The organism is Streptomyces sp. AC627_RSS907, assembly GCF_019049165.1.
In genome coordinates, this window is sequence record NZ_JAGMUE010000008.1 from 19,734 (window position 1) to 34,200 (window position 14,467).

Consider the following 14,467-nt stretch of genomic DNA (forward strand, 5'->3'; position numbering starts at 1 on the left):
GGTGGCCTCCACTCTGTCGCGACCTGCGGGCAGTGGTCCAACAGAAGAATCCGATGGGATTCAGCGGTTACGCTTCTCAATCATGGAACTGCGCCAGCTCCAGCACTTCGTGGCGGTCGCCGAGGACCGGCACTTCACCCGCGCGGCGGAACGGCTGCTGGTTTCCCAGTCGGGCCTCTCGGCGTCCATCCGGGCGCTGGAGCGGGAGTTGCAGTCGCCGCTGTTCGTGCGCACGACCCGCCGGGTGACGCTGACGGAGGCCGGGCGGGCGCTGCTGGGCGAGGCACGGCGGATCCTCGCACAGGTACGGTCGGCGCACGAGGCGGTCGCCGCCGTGCAGGGCGTGTTGCGCGGCACCCTGTCCCTGGGCACGGAGCAGTGCATCGCCGGGGTGCCGGTGGCGGGGCTGCTGGCCGCGTTCCGGCACCGGCATCCGGACGTGGAGATCCGGTTGCGTCAGGCGGGCTCGGGCGAGCTGGCCGAGGAGGTCGCGGCCGGGCGGCTGGATCTGGCCTTCGCCTATCGGACGCAGGCGGACACCGACCAGTTGCGCTCGGTCTCGCTGGCCGGCGAGCCGATGACGGTGCTGTGCCACCCCGACCACCGGCTCGCGGCGGACGGCGCCGTACTCACCCCGCACGACCTCGCCGACGAGGTCTTCGTCGACTTCCACCCCGACTGGGGTCCGCGCCGTGTCACCGACGCCGTCTTCGCCGCGGCCGGCGTGCGACGGACCGTCCCGCTGGAGGTGAACGACGTGCACGGCCTGCTCGACCTGATCGACGAGAACCTCGGCATCGCGGTCGTGCCCCGGCACTTCCGGCACAAGCGGGCCTCCCTGACCTCGCTGCCGCTGAAGGACTCAGGCGAGACGCAGTACGAGACCATCGCGCTACTGCCGCCCGCGGGGGCCACCAGTCCGGCGGCGCGGGCGTTGACGGGGCTGCTCGGACCGGGGAGCGCCTGAGGGCGTACTGCGCGACAGGGCGGACTGCGCGATGGTGGAGGTATGCACGCGAAGGACATCCTCATCGAGGGCTACGGCCGTATCCAGGAAGAAGTCCACGCCGTCGTCGAGGGTCTGGACCCCGACGACCTGAACGCCCGCCCCGCCGACGACGCCAACTCCATCAGCTGGCTCCTGTGGCACCTCACCCGGGTCCAGGACGACCACATCGCGGACGCCTTCGGGCTGGACCAGGTGTGGCTGGCCCAGGACTGGGAGAAGCGCTTCGGACTCGGCCTGGCGCGCCACGACACCGGCTACGGCCACGGCTCCGCGGAGGTCGCGAAGGTGCGGGTCGACTCGGCCGGCCTGCTGAGCGGCTACCACGACGCCGTGCACGAGCAGACGCTCGGGGCCCTGCGCTCCCTGGCCGCGAAGGACCTGGAACGGGTCGTGGACGACAACTGGGATCCGCCGGTCACGCTCGGCGTGCGACTGGTCAGCGTCCTGTCCGACGATCTCCAGCACGTCGGACAGGCCGCCTATGTGCGCGGGCTCCTTCAGAGCACCGCCGCGTAACCCGGCAGGACCACGTCCTCGATCAGGGCGTTGCGCTCGTCGAACGGGACGAAGGCGCTCTTGAGGGCGTTCACCGTGACCGTGCGCAGGTCCTCCACGGTCCAGCCCGCCTGCTCGACGAGGAGGGACATCTCCCGGGTCATCGTCGTGCCGGAGACCAGGCGGTTGTCGGTGTTGAGGGTGACGCGGAAGCCGAGGTCCTTGAGCGCGGTGATCGGGTGCTCGGCGATCGAGGTGGCGGCGCCGGTCTGGAGGTTGGAGGTCGGGCACATCTCCAGGGCGATGCGGCGGTCGCGGATCCAGCCGGCCAGGCGGCCGAGCTTGCCGGCCGCGAGGTCGGGGATGTCGTCGGTGATGCGCACGCCGTGGCCGATGCGCTGGGCGCCGCACACCTGGAGGGCCTGGTGGATGCTGGGCAGCCCGTGCGCCTCGCCCGCGTGGATGGTGAACGGCATGTTCTCGCGGCGCAGGTACGCGAAGGTGTCCAGGTGGTCGGCGGGCGGGAAACCGTCCTCGGCGCCCGCGATGTCGAAGCCGACGACACCGGCGTCGCGGAAGGCCACCGCGAGGTCGGCGGTGGCACGGGTGCGGTCGAACATCCGCATCCCGCACAGCAGGGTGCCGACGCGGACCGGAGTGCCCGCTGCCGCCACCCTGGCCATGCCGGCCGCCAGGCCCTCCTGGACGGTCTCGACGACTTCGGCGAGGGTCAGACCGCCGCCGGTCATCAGCTCAGGGGCGTAGCGGACCTCGCCGTAGACGACACCGTCCGCGGCCAGGTCGAGGACGTACTCCTCGGCGGCGCGCAGCAGACCCTCGCGGTTCTGCAGCACGGCGAGGGTGTGCTCGAAGGTGGCTATGTAGCGCACCAGGTCACCGGAGTTGGCGGCCTCGTAGTACCAGGCGGCCAGCTCGTCGGGATCGGTGGTGGGCAGGGCGTGGCCGACCGACTCGGCCAGCTCCACCACGGTCTCGGGGCGCAGGCCGCCGTCGAGGTGGTCGTGCAGTACCGCCTTGGGAAGGCGGCGGAGGGTATCGGCGTCTGTGCGCGTGGATGACATGTGCGGGCGTTCCTCGGCGGATGGGGTGCGGAGTCCGGGGCGGGTCAGGAGGAGGCGGGCTGGAGCAGGTCCCAGCGGTTGCCGTACAGGTCCTGGAAGACGGCGACCGAGCCGTAGGGCTCGTGCCGCGGCTCCTCCAGGAAGGTCACGCCCGCGGCCTCCATACGGGCGTGGTCACGGGCGAAGTCGTCGGTGTGGAGGAAGAACCCGACGCGCCCGCCCGTCTGGTCGCCGATCCGGGAGCGCTGCGCCTCGTCCTTGGCGCGGGCCAGCAGCAGGGCGGTGCCCTGCGCCGGGGCACCGGGCTCGACGACGACCCAGCGCGAGCCGTCGGGGCGGGGCGTGTCCTCGGCCAGGCGGAAACCTAGGGCCTCGGTGTAGAAGCGGATCGCCTCGTCGTAGTCGTCGACGACGAGGGCGACCAGGGCGATGCGTTTCATCGGGCCCTTTCAGGTCGGGCGGGGACGATTGACGGGAGAGGTTATACGTAAAACTCGTGGAGGCCAAGTTCCCCGCCCACCGGCGCCGCGCGGGTCAGCCCGTCCTGGCGCGGTCGAGCCGCGCCACTTCCCCGGCGGTGAGGCGCAGGGCGCCCGCGGCCACGTTCTCGACGAGGTGACCGGGGTCGCCGGTGCCCGGGATGGCGAGGACGTTCGGACCCTGGTGCAGGGTCCAGGCGATCCGGACCTGGGCGGGGCTCGCGCCGTGGGCCCGGGCGACGGCGCGGACCTCGTCGTCGTGGGCGGTGCCGGCGCCCCGGGGTCCGGCCTCGCCGGCGACGGCGTAGAACGGCACGAAGGCGATGCCGTGCTCACGGCACAGGGCGAGGAGCTCGTCGGTGGCGGGGTCGTGGAAGCCGAGGCCGTAGCGGTTCTGGACACAGACCACGGGCGCGATGGCCTGGGCCTCGGCGAGGTGGCGGGGCTCGACGTCGGAGAGGCCGAGGTGGCGGATCAGGCCGGCCTCGCGCAGTTCCGCGAGGGCGCCGAAGTGTTCGGCGATCGAGTCCTGCCGCATGCGGCGGAGGTTGACGACGTCGAGGTGGTCGCGGCCGAGCTGGCGCAGGTTCTCCTCGACGTGGGCGCGCAGGTCCTCGGGCCGGGCGGAGGTGCCCCACTCGCCCGACCAGTCGCGGTACGGGCCGACCTTGGTGACGATCACGAGGTCGTCGGGGTACGGCGCGAGCGCGCTGTTGATCAGCTCGTTGGCGGAGCGCAGGGACGAGAAGTAGAAGGCGGCGGTGTCGATGTGGTTGACGCCGAGTCCGACCGCCCGGCGCAGCACGGCGAGGGAACGCTCGCGATCGCTCGGCGTGCCGAGGTGGAAGGCGGCGCTGCCCGTCAGCCGCATCGCGCCGAAGCCGAGACGACGGACGGGCAGGTCGCCGAGGTGCCAGGTGCCCGAGGACTCCGCGGTGATCGTTCCCGAGGTCATCGGCGGAGTCTCGCACACCCCCGGCCGGAGGTCAGCAGTAGAGGTTGCCGCCCGGGGAGACACCGAGGATCTGGCTGAACTGCTGGTACTTGGTGACGCGGCTCTGGACCTGGGCGGGGTTCCTGCCGTCGCACTCCATGGAGCCGTTGATGGAGCGGATCGTCTGGCCGAAGCCGGCTCCGTCGACCATGGCCTTGTGCGGGGTCATGCTGCCCGGTCCCGACTGCGTGTTCCAGTACCACAGGGCGGTCTTCCAGGCGACGGCCGCGTCGTTCTGCACCAGCCAGGGGTTGTTCAGCAGGTCGATACCGAGCGCGTCGCCCGCCGCCTTGTAGTTGTAGTTCCAGCTGAGCTGGATCGGTCCGCGCCCGTAGTAGGCCGCCTGACCGGCCGGACAGCCGTAGGGCTTGCTCCAGTCGCAGTAGTGCGGGTAGTTGGCGGTGTCCTGCTCGACGACGTGCACCAGTCCGCCGGTCTCGTGGCCGACGTTGGCGAGGAAGGCCGCCGCCTCCTGCTTCCTGGTGGTGTCGCTGCCGGTGGTGGCGAAGCCGGGGTAGGCGCTGAGCGCGGCGGTCAGGCCGCCGTAGGTGTAGAAGGGGTTCCGGCCCGGGAACATCTGGTTGAACTGGGCCTCCGTCACCACGAAGTTGCCGACCGGTGTCTGCGGGCCGCCGTCGCAGGCGTACGGCTCCCAGTACCAGGTGCTGATGACCGGGTCGTAGCCCGGGTTCGCGTGCTCGGCGATGTAGGCCTTGCCGTCCGTGTAGCGGACGATGTCACCGGCGTTGTAGGACTTGCCCGCCGTCCAGCTCGGGTAGCTCGAACACGCGGCGGCGGACGCCTCGGCGGCGGGCAGGAACGCGGGCACGGCTCCCGCGAGGGCGAGTGCGGTCACCACGGCGGATATACGGCGCCTCGACACAGGTCTGCCTCCTTCGACGGAGCACGGCCGCTCCCGTCCAAGGGCAGGGCGGAGCGGAGCCTTGTGCGCACGTGCCGGTGCGACCGGCCACGGCGTGGGGGGCGGCCGTGGTGGGGGGTGTGAGCACACTCAACCGCGTTGGTATGTACCAGTCAAGGGTGTAGACCAGTTCAACTTCAGGCGGTTCCCCGCCGGTCGGGCCGGGGCGGTCGGCTGTCCCTGCTGGGACCGAGGGCCGTCGGATGAGGCCGAGGGCCACCGTAGGCGGCCGAGGGCACCCGGAGGAGGTGGCCGGAGAACCGGGAGGGGCGGGCCCCGACCAGGGACGGGCGTCGGCGCTCAGCCCGTCGTGGCCAGGACCGGACCGTGGGCGCGTGCGCCGCCCAGGGCCGTCGAGAACCGGTCGGCCACGTGGGCGGGGGCCGCCGCGGCGCCCGGGGCGACGGTGAGCGCGCCGTCCTCGTGTGCCGTGATGTCCCGGTCGGGGGTGAACCGGCCCTGCACGATGTACGCCGCGCCCATGGGGTCCAGCACCGGACGGAGCGCGTAGCCGATGGCCGAGACGTGCGCGGTGGAACCGCCGGTGGCGAGCGGCAGCCCGGTCTTGCCGGTGGGGGTGTACTGCGGGAGGAGGGCGAGGAGCGCCTTGCGGACACCGGAGCAGGACGCCTTGTGGACGGGGGTTCCGACGACGACGCCGTCGGCCCGGGCGAACAGCGCGACGGCCTCGACGATCGCGGGGTGTCCGACGCCCGCGCCGAGCAGGGCCTCGACAGGCAGGGTGCGCACACCGAGAGGGATCACCTCGTGCCCCTGTGCGGCCGGCCGGTCGTCGGGGCGGCGCAGCAGCCGGCTGGTGCGGGAGGCGGCGGAGGGGCTGCCGGAGACGGACAGGACGGTGGCCATGGGTCCACTTTTCGGGAAGGCGGGGCGCGGCGCCCGCCGGCCGGTCCGCCCGTGCCGCGCGGGCGTGCGCCCGGACCTCGGCGCCCCGGCGCCTCGACGGGACACCGGGAACGGCGGATCCAACGGGCTTGCGCGGTCGCCGGGTTCGGACGGGCGCGGCCCCTCGCGCGCACGGGCGTGCCGGAACCGTCGGGCGCGAGAGGGGCGCGGTGGTGGCGGCTCGGCGGAACCAGGCCACGGCGCGACACGAGGCGCCGGAGGCACGCGCGAGATCGACGTGGCGTCGCCGCGTGAGGCCCTGTCCCGTTGTCATGCCGTCGATCGCGGCAGCCGCGTTCGAACACGGTCAAGGAGAACCGGGGGCGGTCTCGAACGACAGGCCCCGAATGCACACGGGTGTGCCAAAGCCCGGGGGCGTGCGGCGCCCACGCGCCCGCGCCCGGGGCGCTGTCAGTCCTCGTCGCGGGCCGGGACGACCACCAGGAAGGCGTCCGTCTCCAGGTCCATGACGACGGTCGCGGGCTCGCCCTCGGCACGACGGCGAGCCGCGTACTCCTCCGCCGGCCACGACCCACGCGGCGACCCCGCGGGGAACCGCTCCAACACCTTCGCGCCCATGGCCGCGCCACCTCCGCCGTCCGCCGCTCCGATCCGTGATCCGTACCCCCGCGTCTGCCCGCGGTCCGCGTGCGCATGCACGGGCCGCCCACCACTACACATAAGGACCAAATAAGGGCAGAATGGGTATATGCGGCGCTACCGCACACCGCCTCGGAGGCGGTCGGCCCGGCAAGTCAAAGGAGACGACTCATGGCCAACGTCTCGCACACCAGAGGTGACATCACCAGCCACCCCGACGCTCCGGAAATGCAGGCGCGCTACGCCCGCATGCTCGGTGGCCGGGACGTGGCACTCGTGGACGGGCCGGTGTTCCTGCTCGGCCTCTACTGTGCCGTGTCCCCGTGGATACTCCACTTCACCACCAGCCAGCCCTCGCTCGTGGCCCACAACCTGATCGTGGGAATCGCCATCGGTCTGCTGGCCCTCGGATTCACCCGTGCCCCCGAACGCATGTACGGCCTCAGCTGGGCCATGTGCGCGATGGGCGTGTGGATGATCATCTCGCCGTGGATCGTCGGCACGAGCCCGGACGCCGGCGTCATCTGGAACAACATCGTCATCGGCGCCCTGGCCCTCGTCCTGGGCATGGTCTGCGCCGGTACGGCGGCGAGGAGCGCCCCCAGGCACTAGGCACACCCGAAGGGAGCACCACGGGCCGGTCCGCCTCCCCGGGCCGGCCCTCTCACGCGCCCGCGGGGCCGGCCTCGCGGCCGTGCCGACCGGATCCCGGCTCGCCGCCGAGTGGTCATGGCGGAACTCCCCGGAGCGTAGGCTGCCGGTGGGAACGAACTCGTCGAGGAGGGCCGTACGCCATGGTCGTGAAGGACGCCGAACTACAGCACCTGCGCCGCTGCGTGGAGCTGGCGGCCGAGGCGCTGGAGGCCGGCGACGAGCCGTTCGGGTCGGTCCTGGTGGGCGCTGACGGCACCGTGCTGGCCGAGGACCACAACCGGGTGGCCTCCGGCGACCGCACGCGGCACCCCGAGTTCGAGCTCGCGCGCTGGTCCGCCGCCCACCTCACCCCGGAGGAGCGGGCCGCCGCCACCGTGTACACGTCCGGCGAGCACTGCCCGATGTGCGCCGCCGCCCACGCCTGGGTGGGCCTCGGGCGCATCGTGTACGTCGCGTCGTCCGAGCAACTCGGCGGCTGGCTGGCCGAGTTGGGCGTACCCGCACCGCCCGTGCGCACGCTGCCGATCGGCGAGATCGCGCCCGGCGTGGCGGTGGAGGGCCCGGTGCCCGAGCTGACGGAGGAGATCCGGGCGCTGCACCACCGCTTCCACACGGCGCGCGCCTGACACGGTCACCGGCGACGGCTGGGCGGCTCGGTTCCGGCCTCGGCACACGGCCCCGGCCCGGCTCCCGGCTCCCGGCTCCCGGCTCCCGGCTCCCGGTGGGGCGTACGGACACGCCGTCCCCGCCGGCCACTCACCGGCGGGGCCCGGGCGCCGGGATCAGGCTTCCGCGCGCGGACGGAAGCGCCGGTAGAGCACGGCACCGCCCAGGACGAGCGCGGCGCCGCCCGCGAGGGTCGGCAGGGCCGCCTCGGCACCCGTGTGCGCGAGCGAACCGACGGTCCGCGGTGGGGCCGTGGACACGGACGGACCCGGCTGCGCGCGCTCCTCGACGGGCGGGGCGGGCGTCGGCGCCGGTTCTTCGGGACGCCGCGGCTCGTCGACGTCGTCGCCGGAGGTGTTCGCCGAGGCGTTGCCGGTGGCCGCGTTGCCGACGCCGACCACGTTCACGCTGTTGCCGCTCACGTTCACCGGGACGTGGACCGGCACCTGTACGCCGTTGCCGGAGAGCACGCCCGGCGCGTCCTTCTGCCCGCCCTCGGCGACGGCGCCGCCGGACGTGCCGGTGGCGGCACCCGCCCGCCGGCCCGCCGCGGCGGAGCCCTCGGTGTTGGCGCAGTTGTTGCCCGCTGCCGGGTTGAGGGCTCCGACCACGTTCGCCGTGTTCCCGCACACGTTCACCGGAACGTCCACCGGGAGCTGGACGGTGTTGCCCGAGAGCACCCCGGGCGAGCCGGCCGCAGCGCCGTCCGCGGTGGCCCCGCCGGACGCGAACGCCGCGTACGCCGGCATGGTCACGGCCAGCGCGCCGGAGGCGGCGACAGCGAACACACCGTTTCGGGTAACCCTTCTCATGAGGTTCCCTGCCTTCCAGACATGGTCACGGGCGCTCGCCCGCACCGGTTAAAACGCGGGCCCACCATCCGAGTTATGGCTTATCGGTCTTTCACTCCATCGAGTGGCCGGTGTGTCGAACGAGCGGCAAGGCGTCCGGACGGACGCCGAGCCCCCCGCGAGGCCGGGAACCGTGCCCGGAGGCGGCGCGTCCGAGGCCCGCTTATGGTGAGCGAGGGCGCCGAACACCGGTCCGCGACGGGGCGTCCTGGAGGCATCGATGCTGGCCAAGCTGTCGACTCGGTCCTCGGTCCGGCGCTGCGCGGTGACCGGGGCGCTGGGACTGGCCCTGCTGGGCGCGGGGCTGCCCGCCGCGACGGCGGACGACGCCGACCCCGGCCTTTCCCGGTTCTACGACCAGAAGATCACATGGTCGACGTGCGAGGGCGTGGACGTACCGAAGGACCTTCAGTGCGGAAAGCTCACCGTGCCCCTCGACTACGACCGGCCCGAGGCCGGAACACTCGACCTGGCCCTCGCCCGGTACCGGGCGACCGGTGACTCGCGGGGCTCCGTGCTGCTGAACTTCGGCGGGCCGGGCGCCTCCGGTGTCGGAGAGCTCTCCGCCGGCGGCAAGGAATTCATGCATCTGACCAACGGCTACGACGTGGTGTCCTTCGATCCCCGCGGCGTCGGCCGGTCCTCGCCGGTCACCTGCGGCCCGGCCACCCTGGACATCGTGGAGGCGACGGACGGGGACGAGGAGCTCACCGACCCGCGGGACGTGCTCCGGCACCTGCGGGACGCGGCCGCCGAGTGCGAGAGGCACTCCGGCCCCGTGCTGGACCACATCGGCACGGTCGACGCGGCGCGGGACCTGGACGTGATGCGCCAGGCGCTCGGCGACGACCGGCTCAACTACCTGGGCTTCTCCTACGGAACCCGGCTGGGCTCGGTCTACGCGGCCCAGTTCCCCGACAAGGTCGGCCGGATGGTCCTGGACGGCGTGGACACGCTGACGGAACCGCTGACCGAGCAGGGGCTGGCCGGCGCGCGGGGGCAGCAGACGGCGCTGGACAACTTCCTCGACTGGTGCGTGCGGGACGTCACCTGCCCGTTCGGGCAGGACGCCCGCAGCGCCCGTCGCCAGGTCGTGCGGCTCGTCGGCTCGCTCGACGCCCACCCGGTGCCGACGGGCTACGGCGAGCCCTTCTCCGGAGAGGACATGGTGGGCGCCATCGGTCAGGCGCTGTACAGCCGTGAGCTGTGGCCCGCGCTGGAGCGGGCGCTCGCGCAGCTGATGGAGGACGGGGAAACCAGCGGCCTGGAGGGCTTCGTGTCCGGCGGTGTCGCCTTCCCGGTGCGTGCGACCGGGAAGGCGGACGACCGCGAGGGCGCCGGCGGCCTCACCGACCCCCAGGACGTTCCCATGGACAACCTGCCGGCCGCCCTGATGGCGATCAACTGCGCGGACGACCCCGACCGCCCCACCGCCGACCAGGTCGCACAGTCCCTGGGGCGGCTGCGCGCGCGGTACGAGGAGGCCTCCGCGGTCTTCGGCCGGTACCGGCTCACCCAGGTGCTGATGTGCTACGGCCGCCCCAAGGGCACCGACTACATCCGCGACGACGTGAAGGATCTCGACACCGCGAAGATGCTGCTGGTCGGCACCCGGGGCGACCCCGCCACGCCGTACCGCTGGACCGTGGAGACCGCCGGGCGGCTCGGCCCCTCGGCCGTGGTCCTCGACAACAAGGGCGACGGACACACCGGCTACGCGTCCTCCGAGTGCGTGCACCGCAAGGTCGACGACTTCCTGCTCTACGGCTCCCTGCCACCCGACGGCAGTTCCTGCGGGCCCGGGAACGACGGCGGGGGAACCGGCGGCCACTGAGCGCCGGGCCGCTCCGAATGCCCGATATGCCCATCGCGCCTATCGTGCTGACATGGAGCACGAACTGAGTCCCGCCACCCTCGCCGAACTGCGGCGCCCCCGGCCGTATCCGGCCGTGTCCGTGCTGACGCCGACGCACCGCCGGGAACCGGACAACGCCCAGGATTCGGTCCGGCTGCGCAATGTGGTCGCCGAGGCCAAGAAACAGCTGGAGGACGACCCGGCGGTCACCCGGGAACGACGCGTGGAGGTGGCCCGGGAACTCGACCGCGCCCTCGCCGAGGTCGATCTGACGTACGCCGAGGACGGCCTGGCGATCTTCGCGGCCCCGGGTGAGCACCAGGTGTGGACCCTCCCCCGTTCCGTCCCCGAGCGCGTGGTCCTCTCGGACACCTTCCTGACCCGCAACCTCGTCGCCGCGCATGCCGCCGAGCGGCCGTTCTGGGTGCTGTCGGTCGCCGCCGACCGCGTCGCGCTGTGGAGCGGCGGGGCGGGCCGGGTCGTCGAGGAACGCGTCGCGGGCTTTCCGCTCGACCGGCCCTCGGAGGACTTCGACCCCGAACGCCAGGAACGGATCGGTGACGCGCCCAGCACCTTCCGGGACGAGGGCACTCGCAGGTTCCTGCGTGACGCCGACGCCGCGATGGGCAGGGTCCTGCGCACGCATCCCCGGCCGCTGTACATCACCGGCCCCGAACCCGCGCTGTCCCTGTTCGACGAAGTCGGCGCACTCGCCGCGAAAGCGGTACTGGTCCCGCACGGTGGCCTCGCGCACGGCACCGCCGAGGCCGTGTGGCAGGCGGTGCGACCGGTGCTCGCCGACGAGGCCCGTGGCTCCGTGGAGGCACTGGCCAAGGAGCTGGACGCGGCCCGCGGGCGCAAGGACTTCGCGGCCGGTGTCGACGAGTTGTGGGAGAGCGCCCACACCGGCCGGGTACGGCTGCTCGCCGTCGAGGAGGGCTTCCGGGTGACCATGCGCGACGACGGTGACCATCTGGTCCCGGCGGAGAGCGGCGACCTCGACGCCCGCGACGACATCGTGGACGAGATCGTCGAGCAGTGCCTGGAGACCGGCGCCGACGTCCGCTTCGTGCCGGACGGCGCGCTCGGGGACGCGAACGGCATCGCGGGAGTGCTGCGGTACTGACGTACGGCGCCGCCCGCCGGGACACCGTCCCGTCTTGACGCCCGTGAAACCCTGTCCGGGGTACACGCACCCGCCCTCGCGGGTGCGCGGCGGACGGGAAGGAACCGGCGGAGCGTGAGCGAACTTCTGGGTGTGGCGGTCCTGGGCGCGGGACACATGGGCGCCGACCACGTACGGCGCCTCGACCGGGTGGTGAGCGGTGCCAGGGTCGCCGCCGTGGCCGACCCCGACGCCGAGCGGGCGAAGGAGGCCGTGGCCGGTGTCGACGGGGCGGCGGTGCACACGGACGTCGAGGCCGCGCTCGACGCGCCGGGCGTCGGGGCCGTCCTGATCGCCTCGCCCGGTGAGGCGCACGAGGAGGCGCTGCTGGCCGCTTTCACGCGCGGGCTGCCGGTGCTGTGCGAGAAGCCGATGGTGCCGGACTCCGCGGGCGCGCTCCGCGTGGCGGAGGCGGAGGCACGGCTCGGCCGGCGGCTGGCGCAGATCGGTTTCATGCGGCGGTACGACGCCGAGTACCGGCGGCTGAAGTCCCTGCTGGACGGCGGGCGGCTGGGCCGGCCGCTGATGCTGCACTGCGTCCACCGCAACGTGTCCTCCCCCGCGCACTTCACGTCCGCGATGCTGGTCAACAGCTCCGTCTCGCACGAGATCGACGCGGCCCGCTGGCTGCTGGGCCAGGAACTGACCGCGGTGACCGTGCTCCGGCCGCGACCGTCCGCGGGCGCGCCCGAAGGGCTGTCCGATCCGCAGTTCGTGCTCTTCGAGACCGAGGGCGGCGCCGTCGTCGACGTCGAGGTGTTCGTCAACTGCGGCTTCGGTTACGAGGTCCGCTGCGAGGCCGTCTGCGAGGCGGGCAGCGCCCGGATCGGCCAGGCGCACTCCATGGTGGTGACCGCGGCGGGCGGTGCCCGGGAGGAGGTGCCGCAGGACTACCTCGTACGGTTCGCGGACGCCTATGACCGCGAGGTGCAGTCCTGGGTCGACGCCACCCGGCGGGGCCGGGTCACCGGGCCCGGCACCTGGGACGGGTACGCCGCCTCCGCGGTCGCCGAGGCCGGCGTCCGGGCCCTGGAGACGGGCGTCCGCACCCCCGTCGACCTGGCGCCCCGGCCGGTCCTCCACAACCCGTCGTAGAACAGACGTCCCACGAACGTCGGTGCGACGACCCCGCCGGGTCTCAGAAGTCGTCAAGTGGCGTAGCCGCGCTACGACTTGGCCACCGGAACGCGTATGCGCCACGCGCACCGGCGTCACTCCGGGAAGACGGTGGCATATGCCAGGAGCACCACCGTAACGTGTGTAGCCGAATCCCTTACAGCGCGTCGCGGGCTGTGCAACAGTCGTAACGGTCCTTCCGCCAGCCTCGTCCCGCCTTGGTCGTACCGTCTGCACATCGGAGTGCGTCATGTCGTCCCCTCTCTCCGCGGACCACCCCGCCGCCCAGCCGTCAGGACGCGGCGCGGTCGAGGCCCTGATATCGCAGGCGCGGCGACTGCGGGGCGATGTGGACGCGGTGCGGCGGGACAGCCAGGACCACGGCGCCCGCGGACGCTGGCAGCGCGCGCTCTACGACCTGGCGCTGCACCAGCTCAGCGACCTGGACGAGCACCTGGCGCAACTGCGGGACGGCCCGGCCCCCGCCCCGCGGCCCGGTTCGCTGCTCAGCCGGGTCGGCAGCGCGGAGTGGAACCTGCTGACGGACGAGGCCGAGTGGTCCGGGGAACTCTTCCGGATCCTCGGCCGCGATCCCGCCTCCGCCCCGCTCAGCCTGGACGAACTCCCGTCCCTGGTGCTCGCCGAGGACCGGCCCACGCTCACCGCCATGGTCACGGGCTGCCTCGTCGACGCCCGGCCGATCGACGGGGAGTTCCGCGTCGTGCTCCCCGACGGCGCCCTACGGACCGTACACATGATGGGCGAGCCCGTGCTCGACGCCGACGGCAGTACCGCCTCGATGTGGGCGGTCCTGCGGGACGTCAGCGAACTGCGGCGCAGCCAGCGGGTGGTGAGCGAGACCCGTGACTCGCTCCGACGCCATCCACCGGCCGCGCGCAGTGGGCAACGGGCCGCGGTCGAACCGCGGGAAGCCGTGCTGCCCCCCTGGCACGGCCTCCTGCGGTTCCCGTCCCGGGGGCGGCCGGGCCTGGACCTGGCCGCCGGCTACCTGCCGTCGACGGCCGGCGCGGCCCGGTGCTCCTGCTGGTACGACGCCTGCCCGCTCGCCGACGACGAGACCCTGCTCGGCGTCGGCGGTCTCACCGGACCCGACGCGGACACGGCGCAGGGCGCGGCGATGCTGATCGGTGCGCTGCGCGGGCTGGCCGTGGCAGGGACCCGGCCGGCACAACTGCCGGTGAAGCTCTCCCACTTGATGGAGGAAGGAGCCCTGCCGTCCCTGCGCGGCGCCGTGTGCTGCGGCTATCGGCCCGGCGCCCGCACCTTGGTCTGGGCGTACACCTCGCACCCCGCCCCGCTGCTGTTCCGCAACGGGACGGGGCGCGGGCTGGACGGGCAGGCCGAGGCGACCCTCGACGTCGGTGACCTGCTGCTCCTGTACTCCGGCGGGCTCGTGCCGGGCCGATCCGGGCACGGCACGGACGCCTTGGTGGACCGCCTCCTCTCCCTGGCCCCCCGCCTGGCCGGGGTGGGCTCGGCACAGGACGGTGTACGGATCGTGACGGAGGGACTCGGTGCGCCCGGCACGTCCGGTGACCGGGACGACGCCTGCGTGCTGATGGCCCGGGTGACGTCGTAGCGCGGGGTGACGCCGTGGCCGGCCGGTGCCGTTGTGGCGGACGGCCGTGTCGTGGGGAAAGTGCCCGTCGTCG

The 14,467-nt window shown here is 73.1% G+C and carries 15 protein-coding genes; 8 read left to right on the forward strand and 7 right to left on the reverse strand.

Features of this window, described 5'->3' with window-relative positions:
• Window positions 1-82 precede the first annotated feature (82 nt).
• Together KUM32_RS02035 and KUM32_RS02040 are read left to right on the forward strand one after the other, a co-directional pair.
• Window positions 83-967 carry a LysR substrate-binding domain-containing protein gene (locus KUM32_RS02035; RefSeq protein ID WP_217140008.1) on the forward strand — a complete coding sequence of 295 codons (885 nt, stop codon included), beginning with the start codon at window positions 83-85 and terminating at the stop codon, window positions 965-967.
• A gap of 42 nt (window positions 968-1,009) precedes the next feature.
• Window positions 1,010-1,525 carry a DUF664 domain-containing protein gene (locus KUM32_RS02040; RefSeq protein ID WP_217140009.1) on the forward strand — a complete coding sequence of 172 codons (516 nt, stop codon included), beginning with the start codon at window positions 1,010-1,012 and terminating at the stop codon, window positions 1,523-1,525.
• Here KUM32_RS02040 and KUM32_RS02045 read toward each other — a convergent pair.
• The 6 genes from KUM32_RS02045 to KUM32_RS02070 all read right to left on the reverse strand — a co-directional run bounded on the left by KUM32_RS02045 (window position 1,507) and on the right by KUM32_RS02070 (window position 6,466).
• On the reverse strand, window positions 1,507-2,586 hold the full coding sequence (locus tag KUM32_RS02045; RefSeq protein ID WP_217140010.1) for an adenosine deaminase: 1,080 nt from the start codon (window positions 2,584-2,586) through the stop codon (window positions 1,507-1,509). The genes KUM32_RS02040 and KUM32_RS02045 overlap by 19 nt on opposite strands.
• 44 nt (window positions 2,587-2,630) lie before the next feature.
• A complete protein-coding gene (locus KUM32_RS02050; RefSeq protein ID WP_217140011.1) occupies window positions 2,631-3,026 on the reverse strand; it encodes a VOC family protein in 396 nt (131 codons plus the stop codon).
• Window positions 3,027-3,120: 94 nt separating this feature from the next.
• Window positions 3,121-4,020 carry an oxidoreductase gene (locus KUM32_RS02055; protein ID WP_217140012.1) on the reverse strand — a complete coding sequence of 300 codons (900 nt, stop codon included), beginning with the start codon at window positions 4,018-4,020 and terminating at the stop codon, window positions 3,121-3,123.
• A 31-nt stretch (window positions 4,021-4,051) separates the two neighbouring features.
• The gene (locus KUM32_RS02060) at window positions 4,052-4,942 is read right to left on the reverse strand and encodes a glycoside hydrolase family 19 protein (RefSeq protein WP_217140013.1); all 891 of its coding nucleotides are present in this window, start codon (window positions 4,940-4,942) and stop codon (window positions 4,052-4,054) included.
• A gap of 339 nt (window positions 4,943-5,281) precedes the next feature.
• Window positions 5,282-5,848, reverse strand: coding sequence for an NAD(P)H-dependent oxidoreductase (locus KUM32_RS02065; protein ID WP_217140014.1), 567 nt, complete (start codon window positions 5,846-5,848; stop codon window positions 5,282-5,284).
• Between the two features lie 450 nt (window positions 5,849-6,298).
• Entirely contained in the window at window positions 6,299-6,466 is a 168-nt protein-coding gene (locus tag KUM32_RS02070) for a hypothetical protein (protein ID WP_217140015.1), read from the reverse strand.
• A gap of 192 nt (window positions 6,467-6,658) precedes the next feature.
• On the opposite strand from KUM32_RS02070, the gene KUM32_RS02075 reads away from it, so the two are divergent.
• Both KUM32_RS02075 and KUM32_RS02080 read left to right on the forward strand, forming a co-directional pair.
• The gene (locus tag KUM32_RS02075; protein ID WP_217140016.1) at window positions 6,659-7,099 is read left to right on the forward strand and encodes an SPW repeat protein; all 441 of its coding nucleotides are present in this window, start codon (window positions 6,659-6,661) and stop codon (window positions 7,097-7,099) included.
• A gap of 182 nt (window positions 7,100-7,281) precedes the next feature.
• Window positions 7,282-7,767: a nucleoside deaminase gene (locus KUM32_RS02080; RefSeq protein ID WP_217140017.1), complete on the forward strand. Its 486-nt coding sequence runs from the start codon at window positions 7,282-7,284 to the stop codon at window positions 7,765-7,767.
• 156 nt (window positions 7,768-7,923) lie between these two features.
• On the opposite strand, the gene KUM32_RS02085 is transcribed toward KUM32_RS02080, so the two are convergent.
• Window positions 7,924-8,619, reverse strand: a complete 696-nt coding sequence (locus tag KUM32_RS02085; protein ID WP_217140018.1) for a chaplin — start codon at window positions 8,617-8,619, stop codon at window positions 7,924-7,926.
• A 259-nt stretch (window positions 8,620-8,878) separates the two neighbouring features.
• Between KUM32_RS02085 and KUM32_RS02090 the strand changes: the two genes are divergently transcribed.
• The 4 genes from KUM32_RS02090 to KUM32_RS02105 all read left to right on the forward strand — a co-directional run bounded on the left by KUM32_RS02090 (window position 8,879) and on the right by KUM32_RS02105 (window position 14,394).
• A complete protein-coding gene (locus KUM32_RS02090; RefSeq protein ID WP_217140019.1) occupies window positions 8,879-10,492 on the forward strand; it encodes an alpha/beta hydrolase in 1,614 nt (537 codons plus the stop codon).
• A gap of 52 nt (window positions 10,493-10,544) precedes the next feature.
• On the forward strand, window positions 10,545-11,639 hold the full coding sequence (locus KUM32_RS02095) for a chemotaxis protein (RefSeq protein WP_217140020.1): 1,095 nt from the start codon (window positions 10,545-10,547) through the stop codon (window positions 11,637-11,639).
• A 114-nt stretch (window positions 11,640-11,753) separates the two neighbouring features.
• Window positions 11,754-12,773: a Gfo/Idh/MocA family protein gene (locus KUM32_RS02100; RefSeq protein ID WP_217140021.1), complete on the forward strand. Its 1,020-nt coding sequence runs from the start codon at window positions 11,754-11,756 to the stop codon at window positions 12,771-12,773.
• 271 nt (window positions 12,774-13,044) lie between these two features.
• On the forward strand, window positions 13,045-14,394 hold the full coding sequence (locus tag KUM32_RS02105) for a PP2C family protein-serine/threonine phosphatase (protein WP_217140022.1): 1,350 nt from the start codon (window positions 13,045-13,047) through the stop codon (window positions 14,392-14,394).
• Window positions 14,395-14,467 lie beyond the last annotated feature (73 nt).